Genomic DNA, 17,571 nt, shown 5'->3' on the forward strand with positions numbered 1-17,571 from the left:
ACCCCGACGCACTGCCCGCCGACTGACCCGCGGCGCTAGGGCGGTGCCCGCCGAGCAGGCCGGCTCGTACAGGCCGTCGGCGAGCGGAGGTGGCCGGGGCGGCACGGCACGTCCGACACGTGCGCGGCCGCCCGTCGAGTGAGGCAAGCGCGACCGACCGGCCCATGTCCCGGGCCTGGTTCCCGCTGCCCGCCCGGGGCTTGTCGAGAGGACTTTCATGACTTCCCGTCACGAGACCGCCGCTGCCACCGACACCACTGCCAGCACCAAGCGCAACCGCGTTCGGATGGCGGTCGTCGCGGGTGCCGCCGTCGCGGCCCTGCCGGTGGCCGGCCTCGTCACGGCCACCTCGGCCTCCGCCGCGCCTTCCTCCGCCTGGGACGCCGTCGCCCAGTGCGAGAGCGGCGGCAACTGGAGCATCAGCACCGGCAACGGCTTCCACGGCGGACTGCAGTTCACCCCGTCCACCTGGGCCGCGTACGGCGGGACCGCGTACGCCCCCCAGGCCAACCAGGCGACCAGGGCGCAGCAGATCGTCGTGGCCGAGAAGGTGCTCGCCTCGCAGGGGCCGGGCGCCTGGCCCGTCTGCTCCAAGAAGGCGGGCCTGAGCAAGGGCGGCGCCCCGGCCGCCGTCGACACCTCGGCGGACACGAGCGCCCCCGCCGCGAAGCCCGCCAAGCGGGCCGAGAAGCCCGCCGCGGCCCCGAAGGCCGCCCAGCCGGCCGCGCCCAAGGCGAAGCAGCAGGCGCCGAAGGTCGCGCCGGGCCGGTCGTCGGCCAAGCCGGCCCACTCCGCGCCGGCCACGGAGAAGAACACCTCCGGCGGTGGCTACACCGTCCGGAGCGGTGACACGCTGAGCGGCATCGCCGCCAAGTTCGGCGTCGACACCGACAGCCTGTACAGCAAGAACGCCCGCACCATCGGCGGTAACCCGGACCTGATCTTCCCGGGTCAGACCCTGACCGTCTGACGCCTCATCGCATGCGCGTCGAGTGGCCACCCCTGCGCGGGGTGGCCGTTCGACGCGTTCGCGGTTCCCGGCGCACGGTTCCCGTGGCGGATCTCCGCGCCGATAGGGTCGCATGATGGTTCGACTGATCAGCGACAGTGAGCTCACCGCCGGCCCCGTGGTGGCCAACCGCACGATGAACCGCGAGCGTGGGCTCAGCGGCGTGAACAGCTACGCCCGCGAGCTGGGCTTCGACCCGGCGGCCTGGCTGCGGGAGCGCGGCGGTGCGGCGCCCGCCTGGCTCGACCTGTGCAGCGGGGAGGGGCGGGCGCTCGCGGAGGCGGCCCGGCTGCTGCCCGCGGAGGTCGAGCTGACCGGCGTCGACCTGGTCGGGCCGCTGGCCCCGCCGCCGTCCCCGTCGCCGGACGCGGCGGCCGGGCCCCGGCTGCGGCTGCTGACGGCGGCGCTCGCGGACTGGGTGCCCGAAAGGTCATACGACCTGATCACCTGTGTGCACGGCCTGCACTACCTCGGCGACCAGCTCGGCGCGATCACCCGGGCCACTGCGTGGCTGACCCCGGACGGCCGGTTCGCCGCCCACTTCGACCCGGAATCGGTGCGCCGGCCCGACGGGGCCAGTGCGGCCCGCGCCGTGGTGGCGGCGCTGCGGGCGGCCGGATTCGAGTACCGGTCGCGGCGGCACCTGCTGCTCCTGGACGGCGGGCGGCCGGTCGAGCTGCCCTTCGAGTACGCGGGCGCCGACCCGTCGGCCGGGCCGAACTGGACCGGACAACCGGCGGTCGGGTCGTACTACCGGGGGCGTGCGGAGTCGTAGTTGAAGGTTGAACGCGACGTCTGAATACCGCCGGAGTCGAGGAGTGTTCCGGCCGAGGATGGAGTCATGTCCCAGACCGGAACAAGGAGTTCTGCAGATATGACGATGAACGGTGCGGTGGCGCTCGACGGCAAGGTGGCCCTGGTGACCGGCGGCAGCCGGGGGATCGGGGCGGCGGTCGCGCTGCGGCTGGCCGAGGACGGCGCCGATGTGGCGCTGACCTACCAGGGCGAGGCCGAGCGCGCCGAGGAGGTGGTCGCGAAGATCACCGCGATGGGGCGGACCGGCTGGGCCGTCCGGGCGGACAGCGCCGACCCGGAGGCGGTGCGCGCCGCGGTGGCGGCGGTCGCCGAGCGGTTCGGCCGCCTGGACGTCCTGGTGAACAACGCGGGCGTCGGCGCCGGAGGTCCGATCGAGGAGATGGCGCTGGACGAGATCGACCGGGTGCTGGAGGTGAACGTCCGGGCGCCCTACCTGTACGCGCAGGCGGCAGCCGCCCACCTGGCGGACGGCGGACGGATCGTCGGCATCGGCAGCTGCATCGCGCAGCGCGTCGTCTTCTCCGGCGGCACGCTCTACGCGACCAGCAAGGCCGCGCTGATCGGCCTGACCAAGGCGCTGGCCAGGGAACTCGGCCCGCGCGGGATCACCGTCAACCTGGTCCACCCGGGCCCCATCGACACCGACATGAACCCGGCCGACGGCGAGTCCGCCGACTTCCAGCGCGGCTTCACCGCGCTCGGCCGCTACGGCACGGCGGCGGAGGTGGCGGCTGCCGTCGCCTACCTGGTCGGCGAGGACGGCCGGTACGTCACCGGCGCCGAGCTGGCGGTGGACGGCGGGTTCGCGGCCTGACCGTTCGTCGGGGGCGGTGTCGTGCCGGGCGGTCGTCGGCGCTCGCGCTTACGATCGCCCGGCACGACCCCGTGCGCCCCCGACCGAGAGGTTTGCCATGACCGCAGCGGATGACCCGATCGAGCTGCTCGCCCGGGCCCTCGCGCAGACCGCCGGGCTGATCGACGGCGCCGGCGTCGAGCTGGCCGGCCACTCGACGCCCTGCCGCTCCTGGGACGTCGGCGACCTGATCAGCCATCTCCTGTTCGACCTGCGGCAGTTCACCATCCGGGCCGAGGGAGGGCAGCCGGACTTGTCGCAGCCCTTCGAGCGGGTGGAGGAGGACTGGCTGCACGCCTTCGAGGCCGGCGCGGAGCAGCTGGTCGAGGCCTGGCGGTCGGTCGGAGACCTCACCGGGGCCGTGGAGCTCCCCGGCGGCGGGTCCGTGCCGGCGCGCTTCCCGGTCGACCAGCAGGTCGCCGAATTCGCCGTCCACGCCTGGGACTTGGCGCATGCCACCGGTCAGTCCGTCGACGGCCTGGACCACGAGGTCGCGTCCGCCGCCCTCGTCTGGGCCCGCGGCGCGCTCAAGCCCGAGTACCGCGGCGAGGAATCGGACCACCATGCCTTCGGGTCGGAGGTGTCCGTTCCCGCAGGCGCCCCGCCGTACGACCGGCTCGCCGCCTTCTTCGGTCGCGACCCCGGGGCGGGCGGGACCACCGGGTGACCGTCGCGCACGACCTGCCGTGCCGCGCCGGCGGGAAGGCTGAGAGGACCGCGGTTCAGCGCAGGACGGCCAGGACGACGCCCCACTGGGAGGTGGTCCGGCCGGTGGCGATGCAGTGGTCCGCGTCGGCCGCGATCCGGTGCGCGGTGGTGAGGCGGTAGGACGAGAGCCGGAGGACCGGCGGGGTGGTCCAGCCGCCGTCGAACTCGGGGGCGGTGCCGGTGTCGCTGCCGACCGCGCTCACCAGGAGGTCGCCCGGATCGCACGTGACGGCGTTGGCCGTGGTGGTGAAGGTGGTGCCACCGGCGTCGCCGGAGGCGCGGGTGACGGCCCGGACGGTGGTGACGCCCCGGAACTCGTCCACGGTGACGTGGTACTGGCCGGCGCGCGGGTAGTCGGCGTGGATCGAGTCGGCGGTGGTCAGCGCGGAGGCGTCGAAGGCGGCGAGGACGAGCACCCGGTGGCGCAGCGAGTCGGTCACGTCCCCGAGGAGCTGGAAGCGGTCGCCGTGACTGTCGGTGACCTTGACCGGCCCGGGGCAGGTGCCGGTGAGCATCATCGAGACGACCAGGGTGTCTCCGGAGGCGACCTGGACGCGGACGGGGAGCGCGACTTCCGTACTGGAGGCGGTCTGTTGGTCGTAGGCGGCACGGGCGATCCAGGGCCGCGCCGCGGTGCTCGGGGTGCCGCCCTCCGCCGTCTGTTGCGGCTCGGGGACGGGTACGGGGGCCGGGGTGTCCGGGTCGGCCGCCGGGCAGCTGTGGGCGTCGGACCGGGCGGCGGGCGCGCGGAGGGCGAGCAGGCCGAGCGTGCCGAGGACACCGATCACCAGGCCGAGGAGCAGGCTGAGCGCGTGGGTCCAGAGCTGACGGTGATTCGGGTGTGACCGGGCCGGCGATGTCGACGGCGGCGACGGTTCGGGCGGGGGAGCGGACGGCCGGGGTCGCGGGGCCGGTGCGACCGGCGCGACCGGCGGCGCGGGGAGCGCGGGATCGGCGGCTGGTTCACCGTTGACCGCCGCGCTCCAACGGCGCTGCCACTCCTCCTCGTTGCCGCCGCAGGCCTGGACGAAGGCTCTGGTGGTGGCCCAGGACGGGAGTCGCGAGCCGCAGGCGGCCTCGTAGAGCGTGGTGTGCGAGATCGAGCCGGCCGTCTTGGCCATGGTGCGGAACGAGGGCTGGCCCGCGTCCAGCCGGAGGGTGCGCAGCTCGCCCGCGAAGCTCTCGGCGGCGGTGGGCGACGGTGCCCTTCGCTCCGGTCGCGGCTCCTGTTCGTGCTCCGCCATGACGCCCCCTGTTGTCAGGTGTCAGATCCCTTGGTGGCGCTGCTTGCTTGTCGCGTACGGATCATAGCGGCGCGTGACGGCGGCGATCACTGATCCGTCGACTCCGATTGGGGAGAAGACGTGTTCGGCCGCCCGTCGACCGGTGCCGGCTGTTGTCAGATCTCGGCGGCCCGTATCGAACACCACGGCCGGTCGGGTCAGCTGGCACCGCCGTCGAGGTCAAGGGCGGCGCAACTGTTCGACGGGAAGGGAGAATCGGCATGGTCAAGAGCATCCTGAACAAGATCGGGCGGCGCGGGGCGACCGCCGTGGCCGCGGTGGCACTGGCGGCCGGCGGGGTCGGCCTCTCGGCGGGGGACGCGTCCGCCGTCGGGTGGGACACCCTCGGCTGGCACCCGACCGGTCACGTGGTGAGCGTCTACGCGCAGCCGACCACCAAGTCGATGAAGATCACGGGAGACCTGTACTCGTACCCGGGGTCCCAGGACGCCGTCGACGAGGTCTGCTGGACCCTGGGTGAGAACATCAACAGCCAGGGCAACGTCTGGTACCGCGTGGCCGGCGTGTACTCCGGCACCTACGGCTACTGGTACGGGACCGGCTACGTTTACGGCCCCTACGTGGACGGCCTCTTCGCGTCCCACCAGGGCGGGCTCGCGTCGTGTTGAGGTCCCGCTGATCCGGAAGTGCCCCCGTCCGCCGGACGGGGGCACTTCGCGTTGTCAGCTGCCAGAAGGCCTGTTCGGGCGCCCGGCCGACGGTGTCAGCTGTTGTCAGTTCCTGTCAGGCGGTACCGAACACCAGGGGTGATCGGGTCAGCTGGCTCCGCCGTCGAGGTCAACGGGGCGGCACCGAAGCGGTTCGACCGGACAGGAGAATCGGTATGAAGAACGTCCTCAAGAAGATCGGGCGGCGCGGGGCGACCGCCGTGGCCGTGGCGGCGCTGGCGGCGGGCGGCGTCGGCCTGTCTGCGGGCAGCGCGTCCGCCGACGGCTGGTACTACCTCAGCTACCACGCGAGCGGCCACGGCGTGGGCGTCTACCAGCAGCAGTACTCCTGGACACCCAAGGTCGCCCCCGACGTGTACTCGTACTGGTGGTCGTCGGACGACATCTACATCGAGTGCTGGACCAGGGGCGAGGACATCAACAACCAGGGCAACGTCTGGTACCACATTGGTGGGACGAACGGCTCGTGGTTCGATGCCTACGTCTACGGTGCGTACGCCGACGGCAACTGGTACTTCCACAACGGTCTGCGGGCGTGCTGACAGCCGCCCGACCCGGTTTGCCCCGCCCGTTCGTCGGGCGGGGCAAACCCGTGTCAGCGCGCCTGTCGGGCCGCCGCGGCCCGCTTGATCGCCTCGCGGATGCGCGGGTAGCTGCCGCAGCGGCAGATGTTCTGGATCTGGTCGATGTCCGCGTCCGTCGGGTCGGGCGTGCGGCGCAGCAGGGCGACCGCGGTCATGATCTGGCCCGGCTGGCAGAAGCCGCACTGGGCGACGTCGCAGTCGATCCAGGCCTCCTGCACCGGGTGCAGGGTGTCGCCGTCGGCCAGGCCCTCGATGGTGGTGACGGTGCGGCCCTCGCAGTCCTTGACGGAGCGGGTGCAGGGCTGGAACTCCTGGCCGTCGAGGTGGCTGGTGCAGGCCCGGCAGACGCCCACCCCGCAGCCGTACTTGGGGCCGGTGACGCCGAGCTTGTCGCGCAGCACCCAGAGTAGCGGCATGTCGTCCGGGGCGTCGACGGTGACGGGCCGCCCGTTCAGGATGAAGGTGTGGATGGGCATGGGGAGTCGAGGTCCTCGGTTCGGTCGGTCGGCGGCGGTCAGAAGTTGATCGGGAAGGAGCGCGGGCTGGTGCCGGTCGCGCGCGCGTAGGCGTTGGCGACGGCGGCCGAGGCCGCCGGGACGCCCAACTCGCCCGCGCCGCCCGGGGCTCCGCTCGGCGGCATCAGGTGGATCTCGACCACCGGCGGGGTGTTCCGCTGCCGGGCGTAGTGGAAGTCGGCGTAACTTCCTTCCCGCACCGCGCCGTTGTCGATGTGGTTGCCGGCCTGCAGGATGACCGAGATGCCGTCGATCAGCGCGCCCGTCAACTGGGCTTCCAGGCCTCGGGGGTTGATGACCTGGCCGACGTCGGCGGCGATCACCGCTTTGGTGACCCGGGGGTTGGCCCGGTCGGAGGCGTCCAGTTCGACCAGGTAGGCGACCCGGCCGCCGTTCTCGTCGTGGTAGCCGATGCCCTGGGCCTGGCCGGGCGGCATCGCGCGGCCCCAGTCGCCGGCCGTGGCGACGGTGTCCAGGAGCGCCTTCCCGGCGACGTCGCGCAGTCGGGCACGGCGGAAGTCGAGCTCGTCCTGGCCCATCCGGCGGGCGAGTTCGTCCATCGTGATCTCGTCGGCGACCCGGACCGTGCCGGAGTAGACCGAGCGCCAGCTGCCGGTGTGCACGGCCAGCGGCAGTTCGGCGAGCAGCTGGGTGGGGATGCCGACGTTGTACGGGTTCTTCTCGGTGAGCAGGAAGAAGGCCTGGGCGAGGCTGAGTCCGGCCAGTGAGAGGTTGAAGCCGGCCCCGGTGAGCGCCTCGCCGAGGCCGTGGCCGAGGTCGGTCCTGACGGTGGCGGCGCGGTGCTCCCAGTTGAGGACCTGGCCGAGGCCGTAGGTGGCGCGGATCCGGTGGTGGCTGGCGGGGCGCATCCGGCCGTGGCGCATGTCGTCGTTGCGGGTCCACATCAGCTTGACCGGGCGGCCGGCGGCCTTGGAGATCTGGGCGGCCTCCAGGGCGGCGTCGAAGAACAGCCGGCGCCCGAAGGAGCCGCCGCCGCGTACGACGTGGACGGTGACGGCGTGCTGCGGCAGGCCGAGTTCGGCGGCGATGGTCTGCTGGGCGATGATCGGGCTCTGCGCGGCGAACCACAGCTCGGCGCGGCCCGGCCGCACGTCGGCGACGGCGGTCAGCACCTCCATCGGTGCGTGGTTGACGAAGGCGAAGTCGAACTCGGCGTCCAGGTACTGGGTGAGCAGCGGCGGGAGCAGGAACGGCGCGTGGGCGGCGCGCAGTCGGGCCTGGATGTCGGCGGTGGAGAGGTCCGCGACCGGGCCCGGGTTCCAGGTGGTGCGCAGGGCGTCGCGGGCCTTGAGCGCCTGGTCGAAGGTCTCGGCGAGGACGGCGACGCCGCTGGGGATCTGCACCACGGCGAGCACCCCGGGCATGGCGCGGGCGGCCGAGGCGTCCAGGGACTTGAGGGTGCCGTTGATGGTGGTCGGGCGGGCGACCACGGTCGGCACGGCGCCCGGGATCCGCAGGTCCCCGGCGTACTCGGCGCGCCCGGTGACGATGTCGCGGGCGTCGATCCGACCGGTCGGCTTGCCGACCAGGCGGCGCTGGTCGGCGGGCTTGGGCGTGCCGGGCACGGCGGGCAGCGCCACCGCGGCCGCGTCGGCGGCGAGTTCGCCGTAGCCGAGGCGGCGGCCGTCGGGGGCGAGGACGGCGGAGTCGGCGGTGCGCAGGGTGTCCGCCGGAACGTTCCAGCGGTTGGCGGCGGCGGTCACCAGCCGGGCGCGGGCGGCGGCGGCCGCGGCGCGCACCGGGTCGTACAGCGAGCGCACCGAGTTGGAGCCGCCGGTCAGCTGGTTGAAGAGCAGTTCGGGGCGGCCGTCGGAGAGCGGGACGTCCACGTCGGTGAGCTCGGCGTCGAGCTCCTCGGCGACCAGCATGGCGATCGCGGTGGTCAGGCCCTGGCCGACCTCCAGTCGGGGGAGGTGGAGCGCGGCACGCCCGGCGGGGGTGATTTCGAGTACCAGCAGGTGCGAGGTCGGCAGCCCGGCGAGGATCATCGCGTCGCCGAGGTCGAGGACGTCCGGGATGCCCGGCAGGCCAAGCGGCTGCGGCGGCGCGGAGGCGTCCTGGGCCGCGGCGGCGGCTCGTACGGCGGCCTGCGCGGTGGCGGGAGCGGCGGCGTCCAGGCCGAGCCGGGCGGCGACGGTGAGGGTCGGCGCGGCCAGCAGGTAGGTGAGGAAGCGGCGCCGGCCGGTGGCCTCGGCGGAGGCCGGTCCGGCTGCCTCGTCCGGGTGGCCGGTGGAGTCCGAGGGCGCGTCGGAGGTGCTGATGGGAGGAACCCTTCGGGCCGAGACGGCGCCGGATCGGGCGGGCACGGACGGCCCTGGTCCCGGTGCCGGATCGCGAACGCCGTTGAGCATAAGAGGGCACTACTGACGGGTCAACACGGCCAATCTTGGCCCTGCGGTTGGGTGGTGGAGGTACTTCGTCCGGTTCGGGCGGGGGAGTCGGAGCGGGTACGGACGGCGCTTCGGCCGTGCGGGCGGGGCCGGTCGCGCTGGGGCCGAAGCGCCTGAAGGGATCAACGGGGTGCCGTCGTACGGGAGTTCACCGCTCGCCCGACGGTGCGGCGGGGAGCGGAAGTGGCCCAGGAAAATTCAAGATCACTGGACCTGTCGGGCGGTCCATTCGCTCACTAGGGTGGGTTTCGGGGCGCAGGGGCCCGCCGACAACGGTTGTGAACGCCGGGCCCGCGTGCCGCCCGTCCGTCAGTCCGTCGGTCCGCCCGTCGGACGGTCGGACGGTCGGTCAGCCAGCCAGGAGAGAAGTGCCGAACAGGAGAGACGTGTCGAACCGAAGCGCCGCCCGGTTTGCCCTGATGCCGCCCGCCGGACCTCAGCGGACGCTCGCCGCCGCCCAGTTGGCGAGCGCCGTGGGCGACGGTGCCTACTACACCTGCTCCGCGCTCTACTTCACCCGGGTCGTCGGTATGTCGGCCACCGCCCTCGGCGTCGGCCTCGCCGTCGCCTGGGCGCTCGGCTCGCTGGCCGGCGTCCCGCTCGGCCACCTCGCCGACCGCCGGGGCCCACGCCGTGCGGCGGTGGCGCTCGCGCTCGGCACGGCGGTCGTGGTCGCCGGCTTCCTGGTGATCCGTTCCTACGGGCTGTTCCTGCTCGCCGTCTGCCTCTACGCCACCGCGCAGTCCGGGCTCACCGCCGCCCGGCAGGCGCTGGTCGCCGGCCTGGTGCCGCGCGAGGAGCGGACCGGGCTGCTCGCCCACCTGCAGTCAACCCTCAACGGTGGCCTGGCCGTTGGCGCCGCCATCGGCGGCATCGCGCTCACCCTCGGCACCCGGACCGCCTACCTGGGCGCTTTCACCGTCACCGCCATCGGCTTGCTGGCCGGCGCGCTGGTCCTCCGCCGGCTGCCCGAAGTCCCGCCCGCGGCACCGGAGTCGGGCACCGGCCCGCGGCTGGCCGTGCTGCGGGACCGGCGCTACGCCGCCGTCACCCTGGTCAACACCGTGCTGCTGCTGCGGATGCCGCTGCTCAGCCTGGTGCTGCCGCTGTGGATCGCCGAGCGCGCCCCCGGGATCGGCTGGCTCGGCTCGGCGCTGTTCGTGTTGAACACCGTGGCGGTGCTGGCCTTCCAGGTCCGGGCGGCGCGCGGCGTCACCGGGCTGGACTCGGCGGTGAAGGCGGTCCGCTCGGCCGGGGTGCTGCTGCTCGCCTCCTGCGCGGTCTGCGGGCTGTCCGCGCTGGACGTCCCGGTCTGGGCGGTCGCAGCGCTGCTGACGGCCGCGGCCGTCCTGCAGGTCGCGGGGGAGATGCGGCAGTCGGCCGGCTCCTGGCAGCTCGGCTTCGACCTCGCGCCACCGGAGCGGATCGGCCAGTACCAGGGTTTCTTCGGCACCGGCGTGGCGGTCGCCCGCACCCTCGGGCCGCTGCTGCTCACCACGCTGCTGCTGGACGGCGGCCTCGCGGGCTGGCTGGTGCTCGGCGGGGTCTTCCTCACCGCCGGGTACGCGATGGGGCCGGTCGCCCGCTGGGCGGCGAGCGACCGCCGCACCGCACCGGCCCCGGCGGTCGCGGCGTCGCGGGGGTAGCCGGAGAAGCGGGGCACCCGGGGAGCGGGGCGCACGGAATACGGGCCGCCCGGGGAATCAGGCCGCCCCGGAAGTCAGGCCGCCGGGAAAACGGTGGCCCCCGCCCGCCGTGCGCTGGCATGCTGGCCGCGTGGACAGACCCCAGATCTGGTTCGACTTCGCCCCTGAGCTGCACCTCTTCGTCTCCGCACCCCGGCGGGCCGGTCGCACCTCACTGCGCACCGACGGCACCTCCACCCTCGGCCACGTGGTCGAGTCGCTGGGCGTCCCGCTCACCGAGGTCGGCACCCTGCTGGTGGACGGACAGCCCGTCGCCGACTCGTACGTCCCGGCCGACGCCGAGCACGTCAGCGTCGAGGCCGTGACCAGGCCGCAGCCCTCGCCCGCCCCGCCGCGCTTCCTGCTGGACGTCCACCTCGGCACCCTCGCCCGCCGACTGCGCCTGCTCGGCGTCGACGCCGCCTACGAGAACCCGGACATCGGCGACGCCGCCCTGGCCGCCCGCTCCGCCGCCGAGCAGCGCGTCATGCTCTCCCGCGACCGCGGCCTGCTGCGCCGCCGCGAACTGTGGGCCGGCGCCTACGTCTACAGCCACCGCCCCGCCGAGCAACTGCGCGACGTGCTCTCCCGCTTCGCCCCGCCGCTCGCCCCGTGGAGTCGCTGCACCGCCTGCAACGGCACGCTGCGCACCGTCACCAAGACCTCGGTGCGCGAGCAGCTCCGGGACGGCACCGAGCGCTCCTACGACGCCTTCGCCCAGTGCGCCGACTGCGGACAGGCCTACTGGCGCGGCGCCCACCACGCCCGGCTGGAGGCCATCGTCACCGACGCCGTACGCGAGTTCGGGGGCGTCTCGGGGTAGCGGCTCGGGGTTGGCTCAGGGGCGGGTACGCGTCGGCGCGTATGGCGGGCCCTCGGGCGGCCGTGGTCTCATCGGCGGTGGGGGACGAGCCCAGGAACTCCGTGAGACGAGAGAGGCCGGGTCGTCGATGAGCAATCAGCCACTGCACCACCCCTTCGAGACCGCCGAGGTCGGTGACGCCCCCGTGGTGACCGCCCCGGGCGGCGCCGAGGTCCGCACGCCGTCCTTGCCGGGGACGGACACCGAGGCGCGGCCCGAGGAAGGCTCCTGGAAGGCGACCGCCCGGTGAGGCGGGGGACGCTTCGCCGCTCGCTGGCGGCAGGTCTCGCGGTGCTCACACTGCTGGGCCTCGCCGCAGCCCCGTCCGTGGCCGCACCCGCCGCCGAACCGCACCTCCAGTCGCGCTACGTCACCATGCCCGACGGCGTCCGCCTCGCCGTCGACGTCTACCTCCCGCCCGGCACCCAGCCAGGCGCCAACCTGCCCACCGTCCTGGTCACCCAGCGCTACTGGCGCGCCAGGGTCCAACCCGGCCAACCCGGCGGCACCAGCGGGGCCGCCGAACTGTGGAACGCCCGCGGCTACGCCTACGTCGCCGCCGACCTGCGCGGCACCGGCGCCTCCTTCGGCACCCTGACCTCCGAACTCGGCTCCGACGAGATCGCCGACAGCGGCCCGCTCAGTGACTGGATCGCCGCCCAGCCCTGGTCCAACGGCCGGGTCGGCACCACCGGCATCTCGTACGGCGGCGACACCGCCATGCTCGCCACCGCCCTGGGCGACCACCACATCGCCGCCGCCGCGCCCATCTCCTACGACTTCGACCCGTACGAGGACCTGGCACGCCCCGGCGGCCTGCTGATCGAGCCCCGGCTCGCCCCGTACGCGCTGCTGCTGCGCATCCTCGACCAGGCCGGCGGCACCACCTGCGAGACCAGCGAGGAGACCCGGCAGCTCTGCGAGCACACCGGCCTCATCCCCCGGCCGGTCGACGGCCCGGACGGGCCGGCACTGCTGGCCGCCGCCCGCGCCGAGCACGCGGACAACGCCAACCTGGTCGCGATGGCCCACACCGGCGCCTACCGCGACTACCGGGACGGCCCGCAGAGCTGGACCGTCGGCAGCATCGGAGAGAAGACCGACGCGGTCGAGGACGGCGCGATACCGGTGCTGACCAGGGCCGGCTGGCTCGACGCGGGCACCGCCAACGGGGTGCTCTCCCAGTTCACCGGCCTCTCCAACACCCAGGACGACTGGATCGGCCCGTGGAACCACGGCTCCGGCTGGTTCGCCGACCCGTTCCAGCCCGCCCGGCCGCTCACCCGACCGGAACACGACCAACTCGACGAGCGCGTCCACGCGTTCTTCGACCGCTACGTACGCGACGGCGCCCGCCCCGACGGGCAGCGGCAGGTGCACTACTACACCTTCAACGAGGGTGTCTGGCGCACCACCACCCGCTGGCCGCTGCCCGGCACCCGCACCCGGCGACTCCTCCTCGGCGAGGGCAACAGCCTGAGCCGGGGGAGGAACGACGACGGCCACCGGCGCCCCGGCTCCGACCTGCTGCGCCTCGACCCGACCGCCGGCACCGGCCCGTTCGACCGATGGAACACCAACCTCAGCGGGGACAAGGTCAGTTACCCCGACCGGGCCGCCGTGGACGCCAAGCTGCTCAGCTACACCACCGCCCCGCTGACCGAGGACACCCGGGTCACCGGCAACGGCAAGGTCACCCTCGACGTGACCGGCCTGGCCGGCTCGGCGCAGGGCGCGCTGCACGTGTACCTGGAGGACGTCGCGCCGGACGGGCGGGTCACCTATCTGACGGAGGGTCAACTCGCCCTGGCCGACCGAGCGGTGGCCGACCGTGGCGACAACCCTGACTGGCGCCGACTGCGCACGCCCCGGACCTACGCGGCCGGTGACGCCGAGCCCTTCCCGCAGGGCAGCGCGCAGCGGGTGGTGATCGACCTCCAGCCGGTCTCGGTGCTCTTCCGCGCGGACGAGCGGATCCGGCTCACCGTCGCCGCCGCCAACCCCGACTCCTTCCAGCTGCTCCCGGCCGACGGGCAGGCCGGCTACCGGATCGGGTACGGCGGGGAGCGGGAGTCGGTGCTGGAGCTGCCGGTGGTGCAGTGAGCCGCTAAGGCGCGTGCAGGCCGAGGGCCCAGGCGTGGGTGGTGTAGCTGCCCATGCGGGTCGGATGGCGCTCGACGAGCGTCACGTCCAGGCCCTCGGCCGTACGGCGCAGCGAACCGGTGAAGCGGTGCCGCTCGTCCGGGGCCAACGGGTGCAGCTCGGCCAGCACGGCGTCGTCCAGCTCCCGCCCGACCGCGCGCAGCACCCCCGCGTCCAGCACCAGCAGGGTGCCGTCCGGCAGTACCAGCGGTGCCGGGGCCTGTGCGTCGGCCAGCAGCGGGCCGCGCTCGATCCGTCCGCCGGGCAGCAGCCGCACCACCCGGCTCTCGGTGGGGTGGCGGCGGTCCGTCTCGACGACGCGCAGGCCGCTGCCGACGACGTAGTGGCCGTAGCTGGGCCAGGAGTCGACGACGGTGCCGTCCCGGTCGTGGGCCCAGGTGTCGAAGGTGTCGTAGCCCTCCAGCCCGAGCACGAACCTCCCGCCGCCGAGCGCCGCGCTCCCCACGCAGCTCGGCGACCAGGGAGCCGTCGGCCAGGTCCAGCAGCAGGGCCGGGCCGAGATGGCCCCAGGCGGTGTACTCGAAGGAGTCGGTGGTGACCAGCACCCGGTCGGAGGAGATGTGCGCCGCGTTCGGCCGCCCCGGGCAGGCCTGTCGCCAGCGGACCCGGCCGGTGGCGTCGACGCAGCTGAGCTCGCCGTCCCGGCCGTGCACCTCCCACCCGTCGCGCCGCGCCAGCGGCCCCTCCCCACGCCCCTGCGGCCGACCGCCGCGCTTGCGTCGGTGGTCCGTGACCGTGACCCGCCAGCTCCCCATGGCGCGGATGCTATCGGTTGACCCCGAACGGCGGGTGTCGTTTCGGTGGCCGCCTACGGGGCCCTGACGGCGGACAATCCCCCCGGGACCATCTCCCCAGGATCCGAGGAGGAGTCGACGGTGGAGTCCGCGGAGTTCGAGGTCGTGATCGAGATCCCCCAGGGGGCCCGGAACAAGTACGTGATGGACTTCGACGCGGGCCGCATCCGCCTCGACCGCACCCTCTTCACGGCCACCCGCTACCCCACCGACTACGGCTACGTCGAAGGCACCCTCGGCGGCGACGGCGAACCCCTCGACGCGCTCGTCCTCGGCAGCGAGCCGGCCGTCCCCGGCTGTGTGCTCACCTGCCGGGCGGTCGGCGTGTGGGTGATGCGGGACGAGCGCGGCCCGGACCAGAAGGTGCTCTGCGTCCCGGCCCGCGACCCGCGCTACGCCGACCTGCGGGACGTCGGTGACCTGCCGGAGTTCGACCTGCTGGAGATCACCCACTTCTTCGAGGTGTACAAGGACCTCGAACGCGGCAAGTCGGTCGAGGGCTCGCACTGGGCGGGGCGGGAGGCGGCGTACGCGGAGATCGCGTGTTCGCGCGCCCGGGCGGCGGGGACGCGCTTCGCCTTCCCGGCGTAGGCGCACCTGATCGACGTCCGCGCCTCAGAGCCTCGCGCCGCGCAGGATCGCCTCCACCTGGTCCGAGATCGCCGCCTCGTTCCGCTCGAACTCCGGCGACGTGACCCGTGCCTGGTCCGCCGGGAGCCCGGTGAGGACCGGGGTGTGCAGGTGCCCGCCGGGGAGGTCGGGGGCGAGGTCGAGGCGGAGGCGGTTGGAGCGGTAGGCGACCTCGTTGGAGAGGTAGCCTCCGCCGCCTCCGGCGACGGCGCGGGAGCGGGGGGTGGGGCCGTCGGGGCGGACGACGGGCGTGGTGGAGCCCTCGGGGATCTCGGTGACGGGGGTGTTGAGCAGGACCGGATAGGGCTGCTGGACGGCCGTCATGGCGTCCGTGGGCAGGGTGGTGCGGATGAACTCGGGGCCGTCGGCCAGGCCCGGGGCGTCGACCGGGTGGTCGCGGGTGCCGCCGGAGAGCGCGCCCACGTTGTCGGTGGCCGGGTCGGCGGAGCGGGCTCGGCCGGCCCAGGCCTCCAGGGTGAACTTGCCGGGGTAGCCCTGGCTGATACTGGTGATCAGGTCGGCGGACTGCGGGCCGGGCACCAGGTGCGGGCCGAAGGCGCGTTCGACGATGCCGTCGTCGAAGTCCCCGTAGCGCACCGGCAGGACGACGGCCCGGACTTCGGCGGTGCTGCCGTCGGCGAGGGTGATCCGCTGTCCGTGGAGTCGCAGGACGGCCGCGCCGGAGGGGTTGGCGCGGCGTGCTTCGGCGTCCAGGCCGTACGGGTCGAAGCCGCTGACGAAGATCCGTCGGATGCCGGGGTCGCCGGTGAAGCCGTCGTCCAGGCCGCGGGAGGCGTCCTCGAAGCGGGCCCGCAGGTCGGCCTGGTCGATGTCGAACTTCGGCTTCCAGTTGGCGAGTCGGGCGGTCATGGCGAGCCGGGTCCAGTACAGCGGGCGGTCGTCGCGGGCGGGCAGGTCGCCGCCCGGCCGGCGGCCCTGGGCGCGGTCGACGCCGGCCTGCCAGAGCGCCCGGCCCCAGGCGTCCACGACCCGCTCGGCCCGGTGGGCGTTGCGGGCGGCGCAGAGCGCGGCGGGGAAGCCCGCGAGCAGGTCGTCGAGGCCGGAGTGCTCGGTGAAGGCGGCGGTCCGGGCGTCCTGGAGGCGGCCCTGTTCGGCGTCCAGGGGCGCGGTGGTGACGGACCGGCAGTCGGCCCGGTCGGCGTGGGCGGTGGCGGGGACCAGCAGGGCGGTGAGCGTCCCGGCGAGGGCGGCGGCCAGAGCGGCGGCGCGGCCGACGGTACGTCTGGCGGCACGGCGAAGCTGTGTCATGTCCACCGACAATAGGTCCCGGGCTGATGCCCCGCCAGAGCGCCCGTTCCGTACCCGTAGGCTGACCGGGTGACACCCCTCGACCCGACCGTGAAGTCCCTGATCGCCGACCCCTACGGCGCCTACGTCAAGCTGCGCGCCGAGGCGCCGGCGCAGCGGATCGTCGGCCCGGACGGGCTGCCCGTCTGGCTGGTGACCCGCTACCCGGACGTCCGCCAGGCGCTCGCCGACCCCAGGCTCGCCCTCGACAGGGCGCATGCCGCACCCGGCAACTACAAGGGCTTCTCGCTGCCGCCCGCGCTGGACGCCAACCTGCTCAACATGGACCCGCCGGACCACACCCGGATCCGCCGCCTGGTCGCGCAGGCCTTCACCCCGCGCCGGGTCAGCGCCCTGCGCGCGCCGATCGAGCGGGTCGCCGAGCAACTCCTCGACGCCATCGAACCGTTGGGTCGCACCGACCTGCTGGCGAACTACGCCGCGCCGCTGCCGATCACGGTCATCTGCGACCTGCTCGGCGTCCCCGAGGACGACCGGCTGGACTTCCGCTCCTGGACGGACACCCTGATCACCCCGGACCCGGCCCGACCCGGGCAGGCCCGCGACGCCGTCGCGTCGATGCTCGGCTTCTTCACCGGCCTGATCGAGCGCAAGCGCACCGAACCGGCCGACGACCTGCTCTCCGACCTGATCGCGGTCCGGGACGAACAGGACCGCCTGAGCGAGGACGAGCTGACCTCGCTCGCCTTCCTGATCCTGTTCGCCGGCTACGAGAACACCGTCCACCTGATCGCCAACGCCGTCCTCGCCCTGCTCACCCACCCCGAGCAGCTCGCCGCCCTGCGCGCCGAGCCGGAGCTGATCGCGGGCGCCGTCGAGGAGTTCGCGCGCTTCGACGGCCCCGCCCCGCTGGCCATCCGCCGCTTCCCCCGCGAGGACGTCACCATCGGCGGTGTCACCGTCCCGGCCGGCGAGACCGTGCTGCTCTCGCTGGCCTCCGCCAACCGCGACCCCGAGCAGTTCACCGACCCCGACCGGCTCGACCTGCGCCGCCGCGAGAACGGTCACCTCGCCCTCGGCCACGGCATCCACTACTGCCTGGGTGCCCCGCTGGCCCGGCTGGAGACCTCCCTCGCGCTGGCCGCGCTGCTGCGCCGCTTCCCCGGCCTCGCCCTGGACGTCCCGGTCCAGGAGCTTCGCCACCGGCCCACCGTGCGGGCCCGTGGCCTGCTGGAACTCCCGGTGCGGTACTGACGGGGCCCTGACGCCGGGGCCGGGAACCGGCGCGACATCGACAGCG

The 17,571-nt window shown here is 74.0% G+C and carries 17 protein-coding genes; 12 read left to right on the plus strand and 5 right to left on the minus strand.

The features are described from left to right. The first annotated feature begins 217 nt into the window (after nt 1–217). The 4 genes from ABZW30_RS21205 to ABZW30_RS21220 all read left to right on the plus strand — a co-directional run bounded on the left by ABZW30_RS21205 (nt 218) and on the right by ABZW30_RS21220 (nt 3,345). Nucleotides 218–970 carry a transglycosylase family protein gene (locus ABZW30_RS21205; RefSeq protein ID WP_355672687.1) on the plus strand — a complete coding sequence of 251 codons (753 nt, stop codon included), beginning with the start codon at nt 218–220 and terminating at the stop codon, nt 968–970. A 115-nt stretch (nt 971–1,085) separates the two neighbouring features. Next, nucleotides 1,086–1,784, plus strand: a complete 699-nt coding sequence (locus ABZW30_RS21210; protein WP_355672688.1) for a class I SAM-dependent methyltransferase — start codon at nt 1,086–1,088, stop codon at nt 1,782–1,784. A 99-nt stretch (nt 1,785–1,883) separates the two neighbouring features. Continuing rightward, entirely contained in the window at nt 1,884–2,639 is a 756-nt protein-coding gene (locus ABZW30_RS21215) for an SDR family oxidoreductase (RefSeq protein WP_355672689.1), read from the plus strand. 97 nt (nt 2,640–2,736) lie between these two features. After that, entirely contained in the window at nt 2,737–3,345 is a 609-nt protein-coding gene (locus ABZW30_RS21220; RefSeq protein ID WP_355672690.1) for a TIGR03086 family metal-binding protein, read from the plus strand. Nucleotides 3,346–3,400: 55 nt separating this feature from the next. Here ABZW30_RS21220 and ABZW30_RS21225 read toward each other — a convergent pair whose 3' ends face one another. Continuing rightward, a complete protein-coding gene (locus tag ABZW30_RS21225; protein ID WP_355672691.1) occupies nt 3,401–4,630 on the minus strand; it encodes a hypothetical protein in 1,230 nt (409 codons plus the stop codon). Between the two features lie 260 nt (nt 4,631–4,890). Here ABZW30_RS21225 and ABZW30_RS21230 point away from each other — a divergent pair, with 260 nt between their 5' ends. Both ABZW30_RS21230 and ABZW30_RS21235 read left to right on the plus strand, forming a co-directional pair. Next, nucleotides 4,891–5,298 (plus strand): hypothetical protein, encoded by a 408-nt coding sequence (locus ABZW30_RS21230; protein WP_355672692.1) that lies wholly within the window; start codon nt 4,891–4,893, stop codon nt 5,296–5,298. Nucleotides 5,299–5,513: 215 nt separating this feature from the next. Beyond that, complete coding sequence (locus ABZW30_RS21235; protein WP_355672693.1) at nt 5,514–5,900, plus strand: hypothetical protein; 387 nt, start codon at nt 5,514–5,516, stop codon at nt 5,898–5,900. A gap of 53 nt (nt 5,901–5,953) precedes the next feature. Here the strand turns inward: ABZW30_RS21235 and ABZW30_RS21240 are convergent, their stop codons facing one another. Together ABZW30_RS21240 and ABZW30_RS21245 are read right to left on the minus strand one after the other, a co-directional pair. Further along, the gene (locus ABZW30_RS21240; RefSeq protein ID WP_355672694.1) at nt 5,954–6,418 is read right to left on the minus strand and encodes a (2Fe-2S)-binding protein; all 465 of its coding nucleotides are present in this window, start codon (nt 6,416–6,418) and stop codon (nt 5,954–5,956) included. 38 nt (nt 6,419–6,456) lie between these two features. Continuing rightward, nucleotides 6,457–8,784: a molybdopterin cofactor-binding domain-containing protein gene (locus ABZW30_RS21245; protein ID WP_355672695.1), complete on the minus strand. Its 2,328-nt coding sequence runs from the start codon at nt 8,782–8,784 to the stop codon at nt 6,457–6,459. Nucleotides 8,785–9,287: 503 nt separating this feature from the next. On the opposite strand from ABZW30_RS21245, the gene ABZW30_RS21250 reads away from it, so the two are divergent. The 4 genes from ABZW30_RS21250 to ABZW30_RS21265 all read left to right on the plus strand — a co-directional run bounded on the left by ABZW30_RS21250 (nt 9,288) and on the right by ABZW30_RS21265 (nt 13,518). Then, nucleotides 9,288–10,514: an MFS transporter gene (locus ABZW30_RS21250; protein WP_355672739.1), complete on the plus strand. Its 1,227-nt coding sequence runs from the start codon at nt 9,288–9,290 to the stop codon at nt 10,512–10,514. 130 nt (nt 10,515–10,644) lie between these two features. Next, entirely contained in the window at nt 10,645–11,376 is a 732-nt protein-coding gene (locus tag ABZW30_RS21255; RefSeq protein WP_355672696.1) for a Mut7-C RNAse domain-containing protein, read from the plus strand. A 127-nt stretch (nt 11,377–11,503) separates the two neighbouring features. Continuing rightward, nucleotides 11,504–11,665: a hypothetical protein gene (locus ABZW30_RS21260; protein ID WP_355672697.1), complete on the plus strand. Its 162-nt coding sequence runs from the start codon at nt 11,504–11,506 to the stop codon at nt 11,663–11,665. Nucleotides 11,666–11,706: 41 nt separating this feature from the next. Next, a complete protein-coding gene (locus tag ABZW30_RS21265; RefSeq protein WP_355672698.1) occupies nt 11,707–13,518 on the plus strand; it encodes a CocE/NonD family hydrolase in 1,812 nt (603 codons plus the stop codon). Between the two features lie 4 nt (nt 13,519–13,522). Here ABZW30_RS21265 and ABZW30_RS21270 read toward each other — a convergent pair whose 3' ends face one another. Next, complete coding sequence (locus ABZW30_RS21270) at nt 13,523–13,990, minus strand: hypothetical protein (protein WP_355672699.1); 468 nt, start codon at nt 13,988–13,990, stop codon at nt 13,523–13,525. Between the two features lie 463 nt (nt 13,991–14,453). On the opposite strand from ABZW30_RS21270, the gene ABZW30_RS21275 reads away from it, so the two are divergent. Next, the gene (locus tag ABZW30_RS21275) at nt 14,454–14,963 is read left to right on the plus strand and encodes an inorganic diphosphatase (protein WP_355672700.1); all 510 of its coding nucleotides are present in this window, start codon (nt 14,454–14,456) and stop codon (nt 14,961–14,963) included. A gap of 24 nt (nt 14,964–14,987) precedes the next feature. On the opposite strand, the gene ABZW30_RS21280 is transcribed toward ABZW30_RS21275, so the two are convergent. Beyond that, on the minus strand, nt 14,988–16,271 hold the full coding sequence (locus ABZW30_RS21280) for a pyroglutamyl peptidase (RefSeq protein WP_355672701.1): 1,284 nt from the start codon (nt 16,269–16,271) through the stop codon (nt 14,988–14,990). A 69-nt stretch (nt 16,272–16,340) separates the two neighbouring features. Here ABZW30_RS21280 and ABZW30_RS21285 point away from each other — a divergent pair, with 69 nt between their 5' ends. Next, nucleotides 16,341–17,525, plus strand: coding sequence for a cytochrome P450 (locus ABZW30_RS21285; protein ID WP_355672702.1), 1,185 nt, complete (start codon nt 16,341–16,343; stop codon nt 17,523–17,525). Nucleotides 17,526–17,571: the final 46 nt, after the last annotated feature.

This window comes from Kitasatospora sp. NPDC004669 (assembly GCF_040609455.1).
Lineage (GTDB): Bacteria > Actinomycetota > Actinomycetes > Streptomycetales > Streptomycetaceae > Kitasatospora.

What these genes read in the sequence shown, in the direction of transcription:
- ABZW30_RS21205 (WP_355672687.1), top strand. Translation starts at nt 218, where the DNA reads ATGACTTCCCGTCACGAGACCGCCGCTGCCACCGACACCACTGCCAGC.
- ABZW30_RS21210 (WP_355672688.1), top strand. Translation starts at nt 1,086, where the DNA reads ATGGTTCGACTGATCAGCGACAGTGAGCTCACCGCCGGCCCCGTGGTG.
- ABZW30_RS21215 (WP_355672689.1), top strand. Translation starts at nt 1,884, where the DNA reads ATGACGATGAACGGTGCGGTGGCGCTCGACGGCAAGGTGGCCCTGGTG.
- ABZW30_RS21220 (WP_355672690.1), top strand. Translation starts at nt 2,737, where the DNA reads ATGACCGCAGCGGATGACCCGATCGAGCTGCTCGCCCGGGCCCTCGCG.
- ABZW30_RS21225 (WP_355672691.1), bottom strand. Translation starts at nt 4,630, where the DNA reads ATGGCGGAGCACGAACAGGAGCCGCGACCGGAGCGAAGGGCACCGTCG.
- ABZW30_RS21230 (WP_355672692.1), top strand. Translation starts at nt 4,891, where the DNA reads ATGGTCAAGAGCATCCTGAACAAGATCGGGCGGCGCGGGGCGACCGCC.
- ABZW30_RS21235 (WP_355672693.1), top strand. Translation starts at nt 5,514, where the DNA reads ATGAAGAACGTCCTCAAGAAGATCGGGCGGCGCGGGGCGACCGCCGTG.
- ABZW30_RS21240 (WP_355672694.1), bottom strand. Translation starts at nt 6,418, where the DNA reads ATGCCCATCCACACCTTCATCCTGAACGGGCGGCCCGTCACCGTCGAC.
- ABZW30_RS21250 (WP_355672739.1), top strand. Translation starts at nt 9,288, where the DNA reads ATGCCGCCCGCCGGACCTCAGCGGACGCTCGCCGCCGCCCAGTTGGCG.
- ABZW30_RS21260 (WP_355672697.1), top strand. Translation starts at nt 11,504, where the DNA reads ATGAGCAATCAGCCACTGCACCACCCCTTCGAGACCGCCGAGGTCGGT.
- ABZW30_RS21280 (WP_355672701.1), bottom strand. Translation starts at nt 16,271, where the DNA reads ATGACACAGCTTCGCCGTGCCGCCAGACGTACCGTCGGCCGCGCCGCC.